Origin of the sequence: Mucilaginibacter sp. SG564 (assembly GCF_013149275.1) — a bacterium.
Lineage (GTDB): Bacteria > Bacteroidota > Bacteroidia > Sphingobacteriales > Sphingobacteriaceae > Mucilaginibacter.
Genome location: NZ_JABGNA010000001.1, coordinates 15,432 through 31,882 on the forward strand (window position 1 = coordinate 15,432; position 16,451 = coordinate 31,882).

Genomic DNA, 16,451 nt, shown 5'->3' on the forward strand with positions numbered 1-16,451 from the left:
ATTTATTAATTGTTGTGAATAACAGTGGTTTTATATTTCAATGATCTTCCATTTCGTTCAGAAAATACCGCTTTTATCTCTGCAATGATAGACAGCGCGATCTCTTCTGATGTTTCAGACCCGATATCCAGGCCAACAGGCCCGTGAATTGCTTTCTGGTTCTTTTCGGTTATAACGTTGCCATTCACCTCTAACTCATCCAGCATACGTTCCAGCTTTTTCTTGGGTCCTAAAATGCCTATATAAGGAGGGTGTAAGGGCAAAAGCTCTTTTAACAAGGCAATCTCGTAATTATAATTATGTGTCATCAGCACAAAGGCCGTCCAGTCATTTATTTCCAGGTTATCTAAAGCGCCTTCAGGTTTAGTAATCAGGATCTTTTTAACCGCCGGAAAGCGTTCAATAGTGGCATAATTTGGCCGCCCGTCGATAAGTGTAGTATTCCAGCCCAATACAGCGGCAATCCTGGTTAATGGGATAGCGTCATTTCCAGCGCCGGCAATAATCAAAGAGATTAAAGGTTTTATGCACTCCACAAACGCAGTGTATCCATGGTAAGCTGTAATAGTTGAACTTTGATTATCCAGTGCATTTTTTGAATCATCCAATAGCTCGCTTTTATAAGGTAGAATTTCCAAACCATTCCGAAGCGTTTGGCTATCTGTGAGGCATAAACATGACCCTGGCTGTGGTGCCTTACGGTCTTCAAGGGAAAATATGGTAACGAAAACTGAATGGCTCCGTGAGTTTATTGTCGCTTTCAATAATGTTATAGGGTTGGTTTGTGTATCATTGATCGGTTCGATCAAAATGTGAATAATGCCGTTACATCCCAGGCCAACACCAAGTTTTGCATCGTCATCATCCATCGTGTCATAAGTAACCAACAACGGTTCCTGCTGTAATATGACCATTCTGGCTTTGCGTAAGGCATCCCCTTCCAAACAACCACCACTTATAGCCCCGGTCAATTGCCCGTCTTCAGTGATTAGCATCCGGGCGCCTGCTCTGCGATAGGCAGAGCCTTCCACAAGCACTACGGTAGCTAACGCGGTTTTCTTTTGTTCATTCACAGCTTTTTCGTAAGCTGTCACGATATCAATAATTTCTTTCATAGGTAAACCAGCTTGTCCACTGTTTATATTTTTGATAAACAGGTACAAGCTAATAAGGTTATTTAGATGTCGGTTAAAGTTATTGTGCTTCTATTCGAAATACTTATATAAATATCGGTGGATATTTTGATTTATACTCATAACAGCGAAAAAAATGATTTGAGTGATGTAAGTATTGTAAAACCGAAAATGGGAGAGGGGGGCAGGTCCGAATCCTGAATCATTGCAAAAAAGACTACTTTATCATCTGGCAATTGCAATTGCTAATTTTTGAACGACTGTCTGAACTCCATAGGCGAAAGCTGGGTTTTAGCTTTAAACAACCGGCTAAAAGATTGCAAATGTTCAAACCCCAATTCGTAAGCAATTTCGCTCATAGAAAGTTCGCTGGTGGATATTTTTTCTTTGGCTCTTTCAATCAGTTTTTCGTGGATATAGTACTGAGTGTTTTGCCCTGTATGCATCCGTAATAAGCTGCTTAAGTATTTTGGGGTGATATAAAGCATGGCCGCAATATCGTTTACAGTAGGCAAACCTTTACTTGCCGGCTGCCCACTGCTTAAATAGGCATTCAATACTTTTTCCAGGCGGTCAAGTATTTTATGGTTGGCCTTTTCGCGCGTAATAAACTGGCGGTTATAGAACCGCTCGGCATAATTAAGCAAGCTTTCCAATTGTGATATAACGATCTGTTTGCTGAACTTGTCAATATTATTGTGTGTTTCGCGATGGATATTTTGAATGATACCGACGATAATCTCTTCTTCATTTTCAGAAAGGAATAAGGATTCGTTTACGGCATAATCCCAAAACTCATATCGTTTGATAGTGTTAGCTAATGTTGTGTTCCACAGGAAATCGGGATGAACGATTAAGTACCATCCCGATTGCTTTACTTCGACGTCCTTTTCGACGACAAGGCTTGTTACCTGGCCGGGTGATACGAAAGACATGATCCCTTCATTAAAATCATAAGGTTGTTGCCCATATTTCAATTTGAGATCTTCGGCACCTGTAACCCGCTTAATAGCTATGCAGTAGAAATCACAAAAGGATGTCGACGTATCACCACTGCGCATCATTCTGGCAACATCTACCTTAATTACACTGATAAGCGGGTGTTCGGGCTTTGGCAGTTGCCAGGCCCGGAACCATTCGCTGATAGTTTTGTAATGCACCATATGTTTTAGTCTTCTTTACGAATTTCAAGTACAATTTTTCCACGGACATGTTTTGTTTCACTATCGCGATGTGCCTCGGCCGCTTGTTCCCATATATAAACCTTACTCACAATAGGTTTCACTTTGCCTGCGTCAATCAATTTAGCCACTTCAGTGAAGCAATGCTGGTGATTAATATCAACACCAGCCATGGAAACAGTTGCATTTTTCCGGGCCAGTAATCCCTTAAACTCCTCGTTGGGCCACACGCCATGTGTACATACAAAGATACCGCCTTCTTTCAAAACTTTAACAGATCTTAAACGTAACGCCTCATCAACGGTAGTAGTTGGGGTGGCATTGAATACAATATCCATATCGCTCACCACATCTTCAAATTTTTGTGTGTTATAGTCAATTACCTCGTCGGCGCCCAACTTTCTTAAAAAATCGGCATTATGTGCCGATGCTGTACCAATAACATATGCTCCATAGGCTTTGGCAAACTGTAATGCCAGGTTGCCAATACCCCCTGCCGCACCATGGATCAATACTCGCTGGCCTGGTTGTACCTTTGCCTTCTCTACCATACCGCTCCAGGCCATACGTGCACAGGCGGGTAACGAAGCGGCTTCATTAAAGCTGATCGTTTGTGGCATAAGGGCGAATTGGTTGGCTTTTGCTGCAAGGTATTCGGTATAGCTGCCGTCTAAATAATTGGGAACACCATATACGCGGTCTCCTTTTTTGAATTCAGCCACCTCGCTTCCAACCTCTTCTACAATTCCTGCCGCATCAATACCTAATCCCATAGGCAATTTCAACAATGGTTTTAAACCTTCATTTCCACCCTGGCGTATGATGTAATCTGCCGGGTTTACACTGGCGGCGTAAACTTTTACTAAGATTTCATCTGCTGCAGAAAGAAGGTTTTCAACTTCAACAATTTTCATCACTTCCGGTCCGCCAAACTCATTAATTCTGATTGCTTTCATAGTTTTTCTCTTTTTTACAAAGGTCTACAACAATATGATGGCATATTTAACTCAAATGCCCTTTGTCTTAACCAAAGCGGCGACTTTATAATACAAACAGAACTAGTCTCTGAAAAACCATCCGTTTTATGGCACTGGTTATGGCAGTTGATATGTTCAAAATAAGATACAAGCGGTACGGAGTTGAAAAGAAGTAGACATCCTGGAGATGACTGAGAAACGAAGAATGAATAACAGGCCAGATCACTTTAATGAGAGATCTGGCCTGTTATTGTTAAAAATATCTATTAATTTTTAACAATGGTGCTGGTGTAGCTATTGGTAGTAAACGCGCCTCCGGCTACTATTTCCCAACCAGCCTGTACGCCTAACAAATAGTACGAAGATGAAAAGAAATCATCATTCTGGGCGTAAGTTAAAAAAGCTTTGATATCCAGGTTACTAACCGAGCTTGTATTGGTGGTACGCCTGAATGTGTACACATCATTAGTGCCGTTGTTGCCTTCGTATATATTCCAGGTACTACCTGCTATGGAGATATTGGTATGGATTGGAATACCTCCAACAGGTACAAAATCCGAACCATTATAGGCTGGGCCTTTGTAGTTGAGCCAGATCATAACCTCTTTCTTTGCTTTGTAAGCAGGGTTATTAGAGACGTCCAGCCAGATGTCATAAGACGAATTATATTTCTCGCCGTTTGTGGGTACGGTCATAGACCAGTTACTGCGGAAGCTTGACAAATGGCTCATTTGTACCGGGAAGGAAGTATCTGATGGCGATGCCCAAATACTGCCGCTGCTGTTAAACCAAAGCCAGCCACGCACAAGCGCAGGGTAGCCTTTGATGTTTTGGCCGGTACCCGATGTGTGACTGGCATTACAACCCCATGACTGACTTGAATTATCATACCATACGCATTGTGAACCGGCACCGTTGGTACCTGCCCCCCAAATGTTATTGTTTAACACGTAAGATGCGCCAACCGTAATGGTGTGCGTGTTTACACATTCGGTAGTAACACTTTGTGTTTTTAACGTGGATCCCGGGACGTCGGCTTTTCCGGTGTCATTAATTGGTTTAGACATTTGTTTGCCGCAGCCAAACATCAATAGGCTTGCAGCGAGGCCGAAGGCCTGTAAAGTAGTTCTCTTTCTCATGGTTTTTTGGTTTTATAATTTGGTATTTGGTTAATTGCAATACTTCAGTTTGCCACCTTATCTCCCTCACCTAAAAACACCTGTGTATGATTATTTATCAGCCAGCATAAAATTATTATACTGGCCAATACGCCCGGAAAACCGGTGGGTTATTATCTGAGCAGCCCCATCTCTGCCCATGATCAATTCTGTGCTTTTTTCCTGCTGTCGAAAAAATCAATAAGGTGATAAACCTGTAGGTTTAGTTCTTTCATCTTATTGACAAGGCCATTGTACAGTTGGTATTTGTTATTTAAAATACCTTTGTTGGCATCCGTGTTGGATGGATCGACATTTTTGTTGGTAGGGTCGTTATCCTGATATTTAAACCAGTGCCAGCCTACGCAGTTGCCCGATTCCAGGAGACCCAGTGTAAAGTTTTGGTAAAACATACCCCGTTCTTCCTGTGTTTTTACCACCCAGCCGGCACCTGAGTAATTACCCATACCCGAATCTTCGCCCTTTACATACCATTCGGTAATAATGAAGGGTTTGCCCGACCATGCCGTCCAGTTGCGCATATCACCTGTATCGGGAGTCCAGTGGTCATAATAGTTAATGGAAAGCAGGTCCAGGTATTTACCGGCTGCGGTTATTACTTCTTTAACTGTTTTTTCGTAGCCATTAAAACGGCAGCCGATATACATATGATTCGGATCATATTTTTTAATGGCACCGGATACTGTGCTTAAGTAACGATCTACCACAAATCCTAAAAACTCGTGACGCATTTGTTCGGTAATAGCTGTTTGATCGTAATGATGATCGTTCAGCCATTTTTGGGTGGCGATATAACCCGGGTCTGTATGATCTTTTTTAGCCAGGAAATTATCCAGCGATTTATGATAAAAAGGCAATTCGTTATCCGAAAAATAGCCGAAAAGATTCCTGTCGTTTTTGTTAATGCTGATCTGTTTAGCATAAGTATCGCAGTATTTTTTAAACTCGGGATCAAACACAAAAATGGCGTTGTCGGGATAACCCAGATGCCCTGATTGTTGGTAAGCGCCTTTAGTGCGCCCATAACTGCCCATAAAATCCAGCATAACGGTATAGGCCAGGGGCTGGGATTTTTTATCCAGGTTTTTTAAAAGGGTATAATCAGACCATGCGCCAGCCCCATTAAAACCTTTGTCGCGGAGCATTTGTGTGGTTTTCAACGCCCAATCTTGCTGACTTTTAAATATTTTGCTAAAAGCCGCTTTATTATTATCGGACGGGCCGATGTTGATATCGTTCATCCCTTTATTAATAAAAAGGTACCCGTCAGGATCTATACACCACCAGCGGCCATTGACAAAAGCAACATGGAAAAAACCGGTGGCCTCTGTTTTACGCGCCAAAGCTGATCCATAAGTATTCAAATCTTTGTCATTTACCGCCTGGTAGCCATTTAAGGTGGTTATGGTGCGGGTAGAGTAATCTTTCCATTCCCGGAAACCGGGTTTTTGCCCGGTTCCCTGGTTGGATATTTTAGCACTTACCGTTAGTGTGTATTCGTTCTCGGTTTGAGCCAATACTGTGCTGGTGCTGGCCAATAGAATAAGGTATAACGTAATATGTTTCACAGATATCATTTAAATTTATTTTAAGGTTTTTGGGTAAGTTTTGGATTCAGCTGTATTTCTCTTAGTGGAATAGGAAACAATAGATTGTGTGGAGCAGATATCTGGATAACATTGGCTCCATTTTTAGTTTGATATTTGGCGAATGAGGCGTTCATAATTGTGATGGCGCGGCCCGTTCTTAGCAAATCGAACCAGCGGTGCCCTTCCATATTGAGTTCAAGCCTGCGTTCGGTTTCAATAGCCAGGCGCATACTGGCCTGGGATGAGGTCTGTTCATCGTTAAGGTCATTGCTGGTATTACCATAAGCTCTGCGGCGGACATCATTTACATAACTAATAGCGTTTGCGGGGCCATTGAGCTCATTTTCGGCTTCTGCGTACATCAGCAATACATCGGCATAACGGATAACGATCCAATCGTTATTACTGTCGTTGGCATTCGCGGGTAAATCGGTATATTTTTTAGTGTAATAATAATTAATCCCCCCACCCACATAGGTGCCGATAGAAAGCGCCCGGCGCGGATCGGTAGATGGGAAAGCATCGTAAAGATCCTGCATAATGGTATTAAAGCCAGATCCGCCACCAATGGTAGCTATGGTTGAACCACTTTGATTAGGTATAAACCAGTTAAAGAATGGACTACCCGTACCGAAACCACCTTTGGTATATCGCACAGCGAAAATGATCTCCTTATTCATCTCATTGGTGGTCAAAAACACATCACCATAATTCGGCAGTAGATCATATCCCCAGACATTGGAAGCCCTCGGGAGTAAAGGGGTCAATTCTGATTTGCATTTATCAAATTTACCCTCGGTCAGGTACACTTTCCCCAGCATGGCCTTTGCAGCACCGCTCGTAGCTCTACCCAGGTCGGTGGTTGCATAGGTGGCTGGGAGTACTGCTTCAGCCTCGGTCAGGTCCTTCTCGATTTGGGCATAAACATTCGTAACGGATTCCCTGCCATAGCTCAATGATTCGTCAACTGATGCTATTTCTTTTGTCACAAGGGGAACTCCGCCCCAGATCCGTACCGCGTTGAAATAACACAGCGCCCTTAAAAACTTACACTCCGCAATATAGCGATCGCGTAGGGCGGCTGTCATATTCACAGCAGGGGCACGTGAGATAATGGCATTACAACGGGCAATACATCTGTAAAAGCTTTGCCATTGTGTTGATAAGTTTACGTTTTCTGGTGCTACGGTAAACAGGTCAAAATCGCCAAGTCCGGCTCCTGATACCAGACTGTTGCTGTTATCAGAGGGTACATCGGTAAACAGATACATACCCGTGCCGCTGGTGCCTTTGCCATAAATATCCTGTAGGGTACCATAAGCCGCATTCACAGCCAGGTTCAATCCATTGGCGTCGCTGTAAAGATCGGTAGTTGATATTTTGGTGGGGTCCTGTAACTCAATAAAACTCTTTTTGCATGATGCGCCGGCAAATGAAAGCATCATTAGCAGTATGATATATTTTTTCATCGTTATCTTTTTATTTAATTAAAAACCAATGTTTAAGCCCAGCGAAAATGTACGCGGCAGGGGATAGGTACCCTGATCTACACCATAGCGTGGTTGCGGCGAACCCGCCCAAACGTTAACCTCGGGGTTATAACCAAAGTATTTGGTGAAGGTTGCCACGTTCTCGGCCGTCAAAAACACCCGGGCGCTGGTGATGTTTAAAGCTTTCAGGGCTCGTCCGGTAAGTGAGTATCCTAAAGTGATATTGCGCAAACGCAGATACGATCCGTCGAAAATATTACGGGTAGATACAACTGTGGTGGAGGATGGGTTAGTTACCGCCGCACGGGGTGTCATTCCATCGCCCGGGTTATCGGGCGATCGCCAGCGGTTCAAAGCATTTGTACGCACGTTGAATGATCCGTTATAATAGTCGGTATACCTGTCGGCTGAGTTTAGGATCTTGTTGCCATAAACACCCTGGAACAGGAAACTGAAATTAAAACCTTTATAATCGAAACGGTTGGTTATGCCATAAGTAAATTTTGGCAATGGACTGCCTATGTTCACTATATCACTGGCGTCAATTTTTCCATCACCGTTGATGTCGGCATATTTTACATCGCCGGGAACAGAACCACCAGAGGCCCATTTTGGACTGGCGGCTACATCCGCGGCATCCTTATATATTCCTATTTGCTTGTAACCGTAAAAACTGCTCATCGATTCACCCGGTACTATGCGAATGGAATTGGTATAGCCAAAGGCAGCATCATAGCCAACAAATGAACCATCATCGGTTAGTTTAATCACTTTGTTTTTGTTAAAGGATATATTGGCATCGGTTGTCCATTTCAGTTTACTCTTAAGATTAACTGACCTTATCGAAAACTCCAGCCCGTTATTTTCAACCGATCCGATATTGGTAAATATGGAGGTAGCGAAACCGTATATAGCAGGTACACCCCGGCTCAGGAGCAGGTTACTGGTTACCCGGTGGTAAGCATCAGCTATAAAGAATATACGATCACTTAAAAGGCCGATTTCCAGGCCTATATCTGTTTGTTTATTGGTTTCCCAGGTCAAATTGGCATTGGCCAGCGAGCTCGGCGAGAAACCAAATACAGGTGTGGCATTATTAGCGCCAAAAACATAATTTACCTGTGTGGCATAGCTTTGGGAGTTATAGTCGCCAATGTTGTTGTTGCCACTTACGCCATAGCTGCCCCGAAGCTTAAGCTCGCTGATGGCTGATACATTTTTCATAAAGCTTTCCTCTGTGATGCGCCAGGCGGCCGAAATGGCAGGGAAAGTACTATACTGTTTATTCAATCCAAAACGCGATGAACCATCTGTACGTAAAGATCCCGACAGGATGTACTTATCCTTATAATTATAATCGGCACGCCCAAAGGCCGATATCAAGGCGTTGGCTGTATTGGCATAAGTACCTAAAATAATGCCGGCATCATTGGGATTTTGCACTATGGAATTGGTGGTTGTTCCGCTTTGGCCCGATTGGCTGCTTTCGGTGTACGTGTTTTTTTGGAATGAATACCCGGCCAATAAAGTCAGACTATGGTTTTTGCCAAATTTTGTATTATAATTCAGTGTGTTTTCTGATACATAATTGTAGTTTGTTCCCTGTGTAGTTCTCGCTCTTACATTGCTTAACAGTGGATTGTTGATATTAGCGGTAGGGCCATTATCTGATTGCAGGGTAGCGGGTACAAACCAGCTGCGGTTATTGATTATCGCCTCGAAACCAAATGTGCTTTTAAAGCTTAAGCCTTTTATAATTTGATATTCAAGGCCGGTATTTGCCAGCATACGCCCGGTGGTTGTCCTGTCTTTATACAAATCAAGCACCGCCACAGGGTTATAAGGGTTACCGTTAAAGGTTTGTCCGGCACCTGAAAGTACAGCCGTAGCGTTTGAATAATCTCCGTTCGGTTGTCTTACAGGGAGTATGGGTGGTTGTAATAGTGCGCTGATCACTGTGCCGCCTACTCCGGACGGGTTAACACCAATACCATTAATGAGCGCGTTGTTCAGACCACCACCAGTAGCTGTTTGATCGTTAATCGCGTACGATGGTGCTACATTGAAGTTGAATTTTAACTTCCTGCTCAGTTGAGCATCCATGCTGGCCCGTAAATTATACCGGTTAAAATCGGTGTTCTTGATGATGCCTGTTTGCTTATAATATGATCCCGTTACATTAAAGGTAACCTTATCTGAGCCCCCGGAAGCCGATAGGGCATAAGCGCTTGTCCAGCCCCGGCGGAAGATCTGATCCTGCCAATTGGTATTTGGTAATGCTGACGGATCATTGTAAATGGCTGGCAGTGTTTTGTTGGAATTAGCAAAGGCATCTTTTACATAATCAACATATTGATCTTTGTTTAATACGGCTACTTCCTTTGATGCATTAGCAACACCGGTGTTAGATGTGAAATTGAACTTAGTAGTGCCCGCTTTACCGCGTTTGGTGGTTACAATGATAATACCATTACCACCACGCGAACCATAAATGGCGGCAGCCGCGGCATCTTTTAATACTTGTATGGTTTGAATATCTGCCGGATTGATGTTATTAAAATCATCGGCACTGTTTAGCGGGTAACCATCCACTACAAATAAGGGGCTATTGCCCGCTCCGATAGAGCCAAGTCCGCGGATGTTAATGACCGGTGCGGCCCCCGGATCGCCCAGGGCCTGCGAAATCTGCACACCCGATACCTGGCCAACCAGGGCTTCGCCGGGTGTGGCAACCAAGCGATCTTCCAGCTGACGGGCGTTTACGCTGCTTACTGCGGTAGACAGTAATTTTCGCTTTGTTTCGCCGTACCCCACAACAACTACTTCGTTTAAAGAAGATACATTGTCCTGCAGGGTAATATTAATCTGGGTGTTGCTGCCAACAACACGCTCTGCCGGTTGATAGCTGATAAAACTAAAAACGAGTACAGCGTTTCCATCAGGCACAGTAATGCTGTAATCGCCATTGGCGTTGGTGAGGATGCCATTGGTGGTGCCTTTTACCTTAACCGAGGCACCGGGGAGGGGCAACCCTTTATTATCAGTAACTTTTCCCTTTACGGTGATGGTTTGCGCGTAGAGTGTAGAGATCTGGAAAAATACAGCAAATAATAACAGGCAGAAGCTTTTAGTTGCCCATGAGTGTTTAAGCTGTTTTGAAAGTTTTGCGTATAGTAACTTCATAGTTTATGGGTTTAATCAGGTAAAAATTATAGGGGTAGATGCGTACAGGTACGGGAATTTGTTGCGCGCTAAAGTTTCCTCATGCTTATAAGATTAAATGGGTTAATGCTAAATAAATTGCGGGATTGGCCCGTTATAACTGGATGGCCAAAAATGAATATCGCGGGAGGGAAACCGGGTTAAAAAAAGACTTTTTTAGGGGTAAAAAATGACTTCTTTTAATTTTGAAGCTGAATTTTATAAAGTAAAGGGAGAAAAAACTAAGATGTTGGCGTGTTCATATCCGAAGGCGACATGCCATACATTTTTTTAAACTCGCGGCTAAAGTATTTACGATCATTAAAGCCCACCATCACAGAAACCTCATTTATTGATAATAGCTGCTGCCGTAAAAGATCGGCGGCTTTTTTGAGACGCATGGATTTAATAAAGTCGGCAGGGGATAGGTTGGTAAGCGCGCAGATCTTTTTGTACAGAACAGTTTTGCTCATACCAATTTCTGTACCCAGGCTTACCACCCCAAATTCGGGGTTCTCCATTTGCTCCTCAATAATATTCATCAGCTTTTGTATAAAATGCTCATCGGGGTTATTCAACAAAACCTGCCTGGGTTGCAGGATCAGTTGCTGACTGAATTTTTTGCGCATCCTATCGCGTGAAGTGAGCAGGTTATGCACATTTAATTGCAGCAGTTTGGTGCTGAAAGGTTTGGTTAAATAAACATCGGCGCCAGTTTGTAAACCATTAACCTGGTGAATGTGCGTAGCTAAGGCGGTTAACAATATCACCGGGATATGACTCGTACGCTCATCCGATTTAATGTTACGGCAAAACTCAAACCCATCCATTACCGGCATCATCACATCGCTAATGACGAGGTCCGGTATCTGACTTACAGCATATTTAAAAGCCGCCGAACCATTTTCAAAAGCCACTACCTGGTATCCCGGTAAAGAATCTACCAGGAATTTTCTTAACTCTTCATTATCTTCGGCCAGTACAATGGAGCCCTCTGCGCTAAAGGATGCCTGAATTTCAGCCGGGTGTGTTATATCTATCTCGGCCTGTCGCCTAAAGGAGGCGATACTTTCTAAACCGGAGGTATTATTAATGAAGTGTACATTTTTTGCTGTTTTCAGTTCATTAGGTAGGTATACCGTAAATTCGGTATAACCTTTGCGTTCGCTTGTCTGCAACGTACTTTTAAAAGAGATGCTGCCCTGGTGCAGCTCTACAATGCTTTTTGAAAGTGCTAAACCAATGCCTGTACCGGCGTTTGATTTTTGGTCATGAACCTGGTAATAGTTGGTGAACAGCTTCGATTGGTGTTCAACCGGTATTCCTTTACCATTGTCAGCAATAGTAATTCTGAGGCCGGTACCAGTGTCGTTGCTGATGGTTACCGAGATGCGGCCATGATCTGGTGTGAATTTGAAAGCGTTAGACAGGAGATTAAAGAATACTTTCTCCAACTGATCCTGATCAATGTTTAGATATATTTCAGGGTCGTTGGTTTTAAAATCATAGGTAATATGACGACTCTCTGCTAATGAGTTAAATGACAGGTAAATTTCTTTAATAAAAGCAGCTACATTATGCCTTTGCACATATAAAACCATATTGCCGGTTTCGGCCTTGCGGAAATCCATTAGCTCACCAATTAACCGGAGTAGGCGTTCGGCGTTATTTTTAACCTGTAGTACTTGCCGGCTGATGCCGGGATTTTCAAGTGTGGCGTTATACAGATTTTCTACCGGGCCAATGATCAGGGAAAGCGGGGTGCGGATCTCATGGGAGATGTTGGTGAAAAAGTCCAGCTTCATTTTATAAAACTCTTCCTGGCGTTCATTTTGCAGGTGTTCGTTATACAAATCCTGCTCTAACCGTGCCCGAACCTGGAAAAAGCGGATCACCTTATAAAATAAAAATGCGGCTAATAAAATGTATAAAAGATAAGCCCACCACGTTTCCCATAACGGTGGACGGATATCTATTTGTAATGTACGACCCTTTGTATTCCAGTAACCATCGTTATTAGCGGCTCTTACGGTAAAAACATAATAGCCCGGCGCAAGATTGTTAAAACTCACTTCTTTTTGATTACCGGTTGATAGCCAGCCCTGGTTATTAGTAAGCCCTTCCATTTTATAGGCATAGCTGTTTTTTTCGGGATTAATGAAATTAAGCGCTGAAAATTTAATCGTTAAATTGTTTTGATCATAGGGCAGGGTAATCCGGGTTGTTTCGTTTACCGGTGCTTGAAGAACCGGATTCTTTCCAATACGTGCATCTTTATTATTCACCAAAAAGTCGGTCAATAATATTTCGGGCCTGAATTTATTTTTGATGATACGGTCAGGAAAAAAAGTAGTCACCCCGTTCATTCCGCCAAAAAGGAGCTCCCCGTCAGTTGTTCTGTACGCAGAGTTAACCAGGAACTGGTTGCTTTGTAAACCGTTCGCTGCCGTATAATTGGCAATTTGGTAATTGCCTTTGGATAAAGGGAAAGTTGCTGCTCCAAATGTGAGTCGCGAAATGCCATTATTAGTACTTACCCACAAGGCCCCTTCATGATCAGAAATAATAGCCGAGATCACATCATCGGCCAAGCCATCTGATTGCCGAATGGGGTAAATCCTGTTATTTCGCTCGTCCAGGTAGTTTAGCCCGCCACCATCTGTACCTATCCATAAATGCTGATGACTATCTGTGTAGAGTGATAACACATTATTATTCCCCAACCCGGTTGTTTTTCTGCGATAGGTTTTGAAAGTATGATTTTTTAAATCGTATTTGTTCAGTCCATTTTGTGTGCCTATCCACAGTTCATCGCCCCGGCTGTAAAGAGCGTTAACATAATTATCTACCAGCCCGGTTTTATTTGTTAAACTCAGTAATTCTTTTCCTGTATAATCCACTAATTTAAGGCCAGCCCCGTTAGTGCCAACCCAGATCCCGGCTTTGGTAACTATCAGTGAGTTAATGAGTTTAGCTGTAGTTTTGTTATTGATAATTTGGAGGTTGATGGGGCTGAAAGTTTTTTTACTGCGGTTAAACTTGTACAGGCCATCTAAAGTACCTGTCCATATATCGCCTATTGAGTCCTTTACCAGTGCTTTGATTTCATCTGATATACTATAAACGGCTGTAACCTCTTTTTTGCGGTTAATGTAGTTTAGCCCGCCGCCGAATGTTCCAATCCATAAACCACCGTCTGCATCACCTATTATTGCCTCGGCCAATGGTTTTTTGAGACCGATACTTTTACCAATCTGCTCTCCAATATTATAAAAGTTAGAATTACCCGGATAAAAGATATTAATACCGCCCGAATAAGTACCCATCCAAACGTTGCCGGTATGGTCGGTCATTAAGCTCCATAAGGAACCATCGCTTAGTGTTCGCGAATCGTTAGGATCATGCGTATAGTTGGCAAAGGTGTTTTTTATGGGATCAAATATGGCCAGTCCGTTATGGGTGGCAGCCATTAGGCGGCCATCTTTTATCAGGAGATCGTTTATCCAGTTTGACGGCAAACTATGAGGATCATTTGCCTTTTTTAGATATTGAATGCAGGAGTTTAAGCGCGGGCTATACCTGAAAATGCCACTATTTTCGGTCCCGAACCAAATGTTACCTTCATTATCTTGTTTAATAACAATAATTTTGGCAATACTGAGCGCCTTATTCTGCCGTAATATCTCGGGTAAAGGGATAACGGTATTTGTTTTAGGGTCGAATCTTTTTAAGCCCTGCTCAATACCTACCCAAATAGTCTGCTGAATATCTTCAAGAAGTGAATAAACAATACCTTGGCACAATTGGGGTTCTGTGTTTTTCCAATCAGCTATAACAGTTAAAGACTTAGCATCCGGCGTTACGCTTTTGATGCCCTTAAACGTGGCTACCCATATTTTGCCCGAGTGATCCTGTTCAATAGCCGTAATAAAATTGCCACCACCTTTGGCAGCCGATAAGCCAATATGCCGGAAATGCTCAGTTTGCTTATTGTAAAGATTTAAACCTCCGCCGGTACCTACCCATAAACGTCCCTGGCGATCTTCAAATAGGCGGTTAATACGATTATGACTGATTTGATCTGGTTTAGTATCATCAGGTCTGAAGTTTTTAAAGGCAGTACCGTCGTATCTTGATAAACCACTCCAACTGCCAATCCAGATGTATCCACTTTTGTCCTGCAACATCGTGGCAATAGGGCTTTGTACCAGGCCATCTTTATAGCTAATGTGCCTGAACCGAATAGATAATTGCTGACTATTTACGCTATTTGGTAGCCATACGGTGGCTAATAGAAGTAAAATGAATATCAATCTTGCTTTCATCAGAAGCTGGCTTAATCAAATTATTACTAGGTAAAATAGCGGAACAAATTATGGTTTATACATTGTTTCAGGAGCGATAAAGATATAGCAATAAAGCCACTTATTGAAACCGCGCAGCCATAAGGGATGAAGCCTTAGGGTTATTCGGAGCACTTACCTAATGGATGGGGTTTGTTTTGATGAAGCTGAAGAAATGATTTTAGAAAATGATAAGTTGACTTTCGGACAAAAATTTGACCTGTTTTAAATTAATCATTTGTAAATTACCTGTCATAGTAAAGCTGGTTAAAAAGGACCGGTTTTACCTCTTTTTTTAATAATAAAAGTGAAATCAATGGACTTTTTAGCTTATCAGCAGGTATTTCAAAACATTTTAGATAGTCCCAATCCCCCTGCCCCATATCATGACCCTGCTTACCTGAATTACACCAGGCTAAACTGGTCGCGGCAACAAAGGTGGTTAAAGGTTGGTGTATTGAATGATGAGCTGGTAACAGTAATACAAAGTATCAAAAAACAACAATTCTGGACGATTATCACCGAACCCTGGTGTGGCGACGCGGCCCATTCTTTACCGTTTATATATAGGTTATCCGAGCTAAATCCACTGATAAAGGTAGACTACCAGTTAAGGGACTCAGAACCATTTTTGATCGATTCTTATCTCTCCAATGGTAAAAAAACCATACCCAAATTGATCATCGCAGATCATGAAAAGAATGACCTTGCCGTTTGGGGATCACGCCCAGCGGAGTGCCAGCTATTGTACAACCGCTTGCTGGAAGAGCATGTTGAAATGGAGCAAAAAAAGATCGCCTTACAAAAATGGTATAATGATGATAAGGGCGTGAGCTTGCAAAATGAGCTTCTTGTGGTTTTTTTAACTATACTCCATAAATAAATACAAGAATACAAGCCTGTTATTCTGATATCCATATCTTAAAAAGGTATTACATTGTACCATGAGATACTTTTTTATTTTCCAGTCCCTATCAATTGTTGTATAGCTTCTTCCCGGCTTTTGCCCTCTATATACATGATAAACTCTATCGGGCCGCCATCTTTGCCACAGCCAAAACATTTGAAGATGTTTTTTTCGGGTGATAACATAAATGAGGTTCCCTGATCGGGATGGAAAGGGCAACGGCCTTTTAAATTTTTGCGGCTTTCTGCAAGTAAAATATATTTAGAAGCAATGCTGACCAGGTCGGCCCCGGTTCGGGAATAAGTATCTTCAGCAGACATAAAATGGTATTCTGTTTTACAGCGGGCAAAAATACATTTTAAGCGATTTTTTAAAAGATTCCCTACACCATTGTTGAAAAATAATTAAGGGAGTTTAAAAGATGATATCGGTATAGAATTAATTATTTTTCC

10 protein-coding genes are annotated in these 16,451 nt (G+C 42.5%); 1 reads left to right on the forward strand and 9 read right to left on the reverse strand.

Annotation, left to right across the window (positions count from 1 at the left end; all coding sequences use genetic code 11):
- Positions 1–5 precede the first annotated feature (5 nt).
- The 8 genes from FHW89_RS00050 to FHW89_RS00085 form a co-directional block, all read right to left on the reverse strand.
- On the reverse strand, positions 6–1,115 hold the full coding sequence (locus FHW89_RS00050; protein ID WP_172332975.1) for an XdhC family protein: 1,110 nt from the start codon (positions 1,113–1,115) through the stop codon (positions 6–8).
- A gap of 263 nt (positions 1,116–1,378) precedes the next feature.
- Positions 1,379–2,296: an AraC family transcriptional regulator gene (locus FHW89_RS00055; protein ID WP_172332976.1), complete on the reverse strand. Its 918-nt coding sequence runs from the start codon at positions 2,294–2,296 to the stop codon at positions 1,379–1,381.
- Positions 2,297–2,301: 5 nt separating this feature from the next.
- Positions 2,302–3,270: an NADP-dependent oxidoreductase gene (locus FHW89_RS00060; protein ID WP_172332977.1), complete on the reverse strand. Its 969-nt coding sequence runs from the start codon at positions 3,268–3,270 to the stop codon at positions 2,302–2,304.
- A gap of 287 nt (positions 3,271–3,557) precedes the next feature.
- Entirely contained in the window at positions 3,558–4,430 is an 873-nt protein-coding gene (locus FHW89_RS00065; protein ID WP_172332978.1) for a hypothetical protein, read from the reverse strand.
- 182 nt (positions 4,431–4,612) lie between these two features.
- Positions 4,613–6,046 (reverse strand): agarase, encoded by a 1,434-nt coding sequence (locus FHW89_RS00070; RefSeq protein WP_172332979.1) that lies wholly within the window; start codon positions 6,044–6,046, stop codon positions 4,613–4,615.
- 11 nt (positions 6,047–6,057) lie between these two features.
- Complete coding sequence (locus FHW89_RS00075) at positions 6,058–7,527, reverse strand: RagB/SusD family nutrient uptake outer membrane protein (RefSeq protein ID WP_172332980.1); 1,470 nt, start codon at positions 7,525–7,527, stop codon at positions 6,058–6,060.
- Between the two features lie 18 nt (positions 7,528–7,545).
- The gene (locus tag FHW89_RS00080; RefSeq protein WP_172332981.1) at positions 7,546–10,731 is read right to left on the reverse strand and encodes a TonB-dependent receptor; all 3,186 of its coding nucleotides are present in this window, start codon (positions 10,729–10,731) and stop codon (positions 7,546–7,548) included.
- 260 nt (positions 10,732–10,991) lie between these two features.
- A complete protein-coding gene (locus tag FHW89_RS00085) occupies positions 10,992–15,074 on the reverse strand; it encodes a hybrid sensor histidine kinase/response regulator transcription factor (protein ID WP_172332982.1) in 4,083 nt (1,360 codons plus the stop codon).
- 334 nt (positions 15,075–15,408) lie between these two features.
- Between FHW89_RS00085 and FHW89_RS00090 the strand changes: the two genes are divergently transcribed.
- Positions 15,409–15,975, forward strand: coding sequence for a thioredoxin family protein (locus FHW89_RS00090; RefSeq protein ID WP_172332983.1), 567 nt, complete (start codon positions 15,409–15,411; stop codon positions 15,973–15,975).
- Between the two features lie 74 nt (positions 15,976–16,049).
- Here the strand turns inward: FHW89_RS00090 and FHW89_RS00095 are convergent, their stop codons facing one another.
- The gene (locus FHW89_RS00095) at positions 16,050–16,319 is read right to left on the reverse strand and encodes a CHC2 zinc finger domain-containing protein (protein ID WP_172332984.1); all 270 of its coding nucleotides are present in this window, start codon (positions 16,317–16,319) and stop codon (positions 16,050–16,052) included.
- Positions 16,320–16,451: the final 132 nt, after the last annotated feature.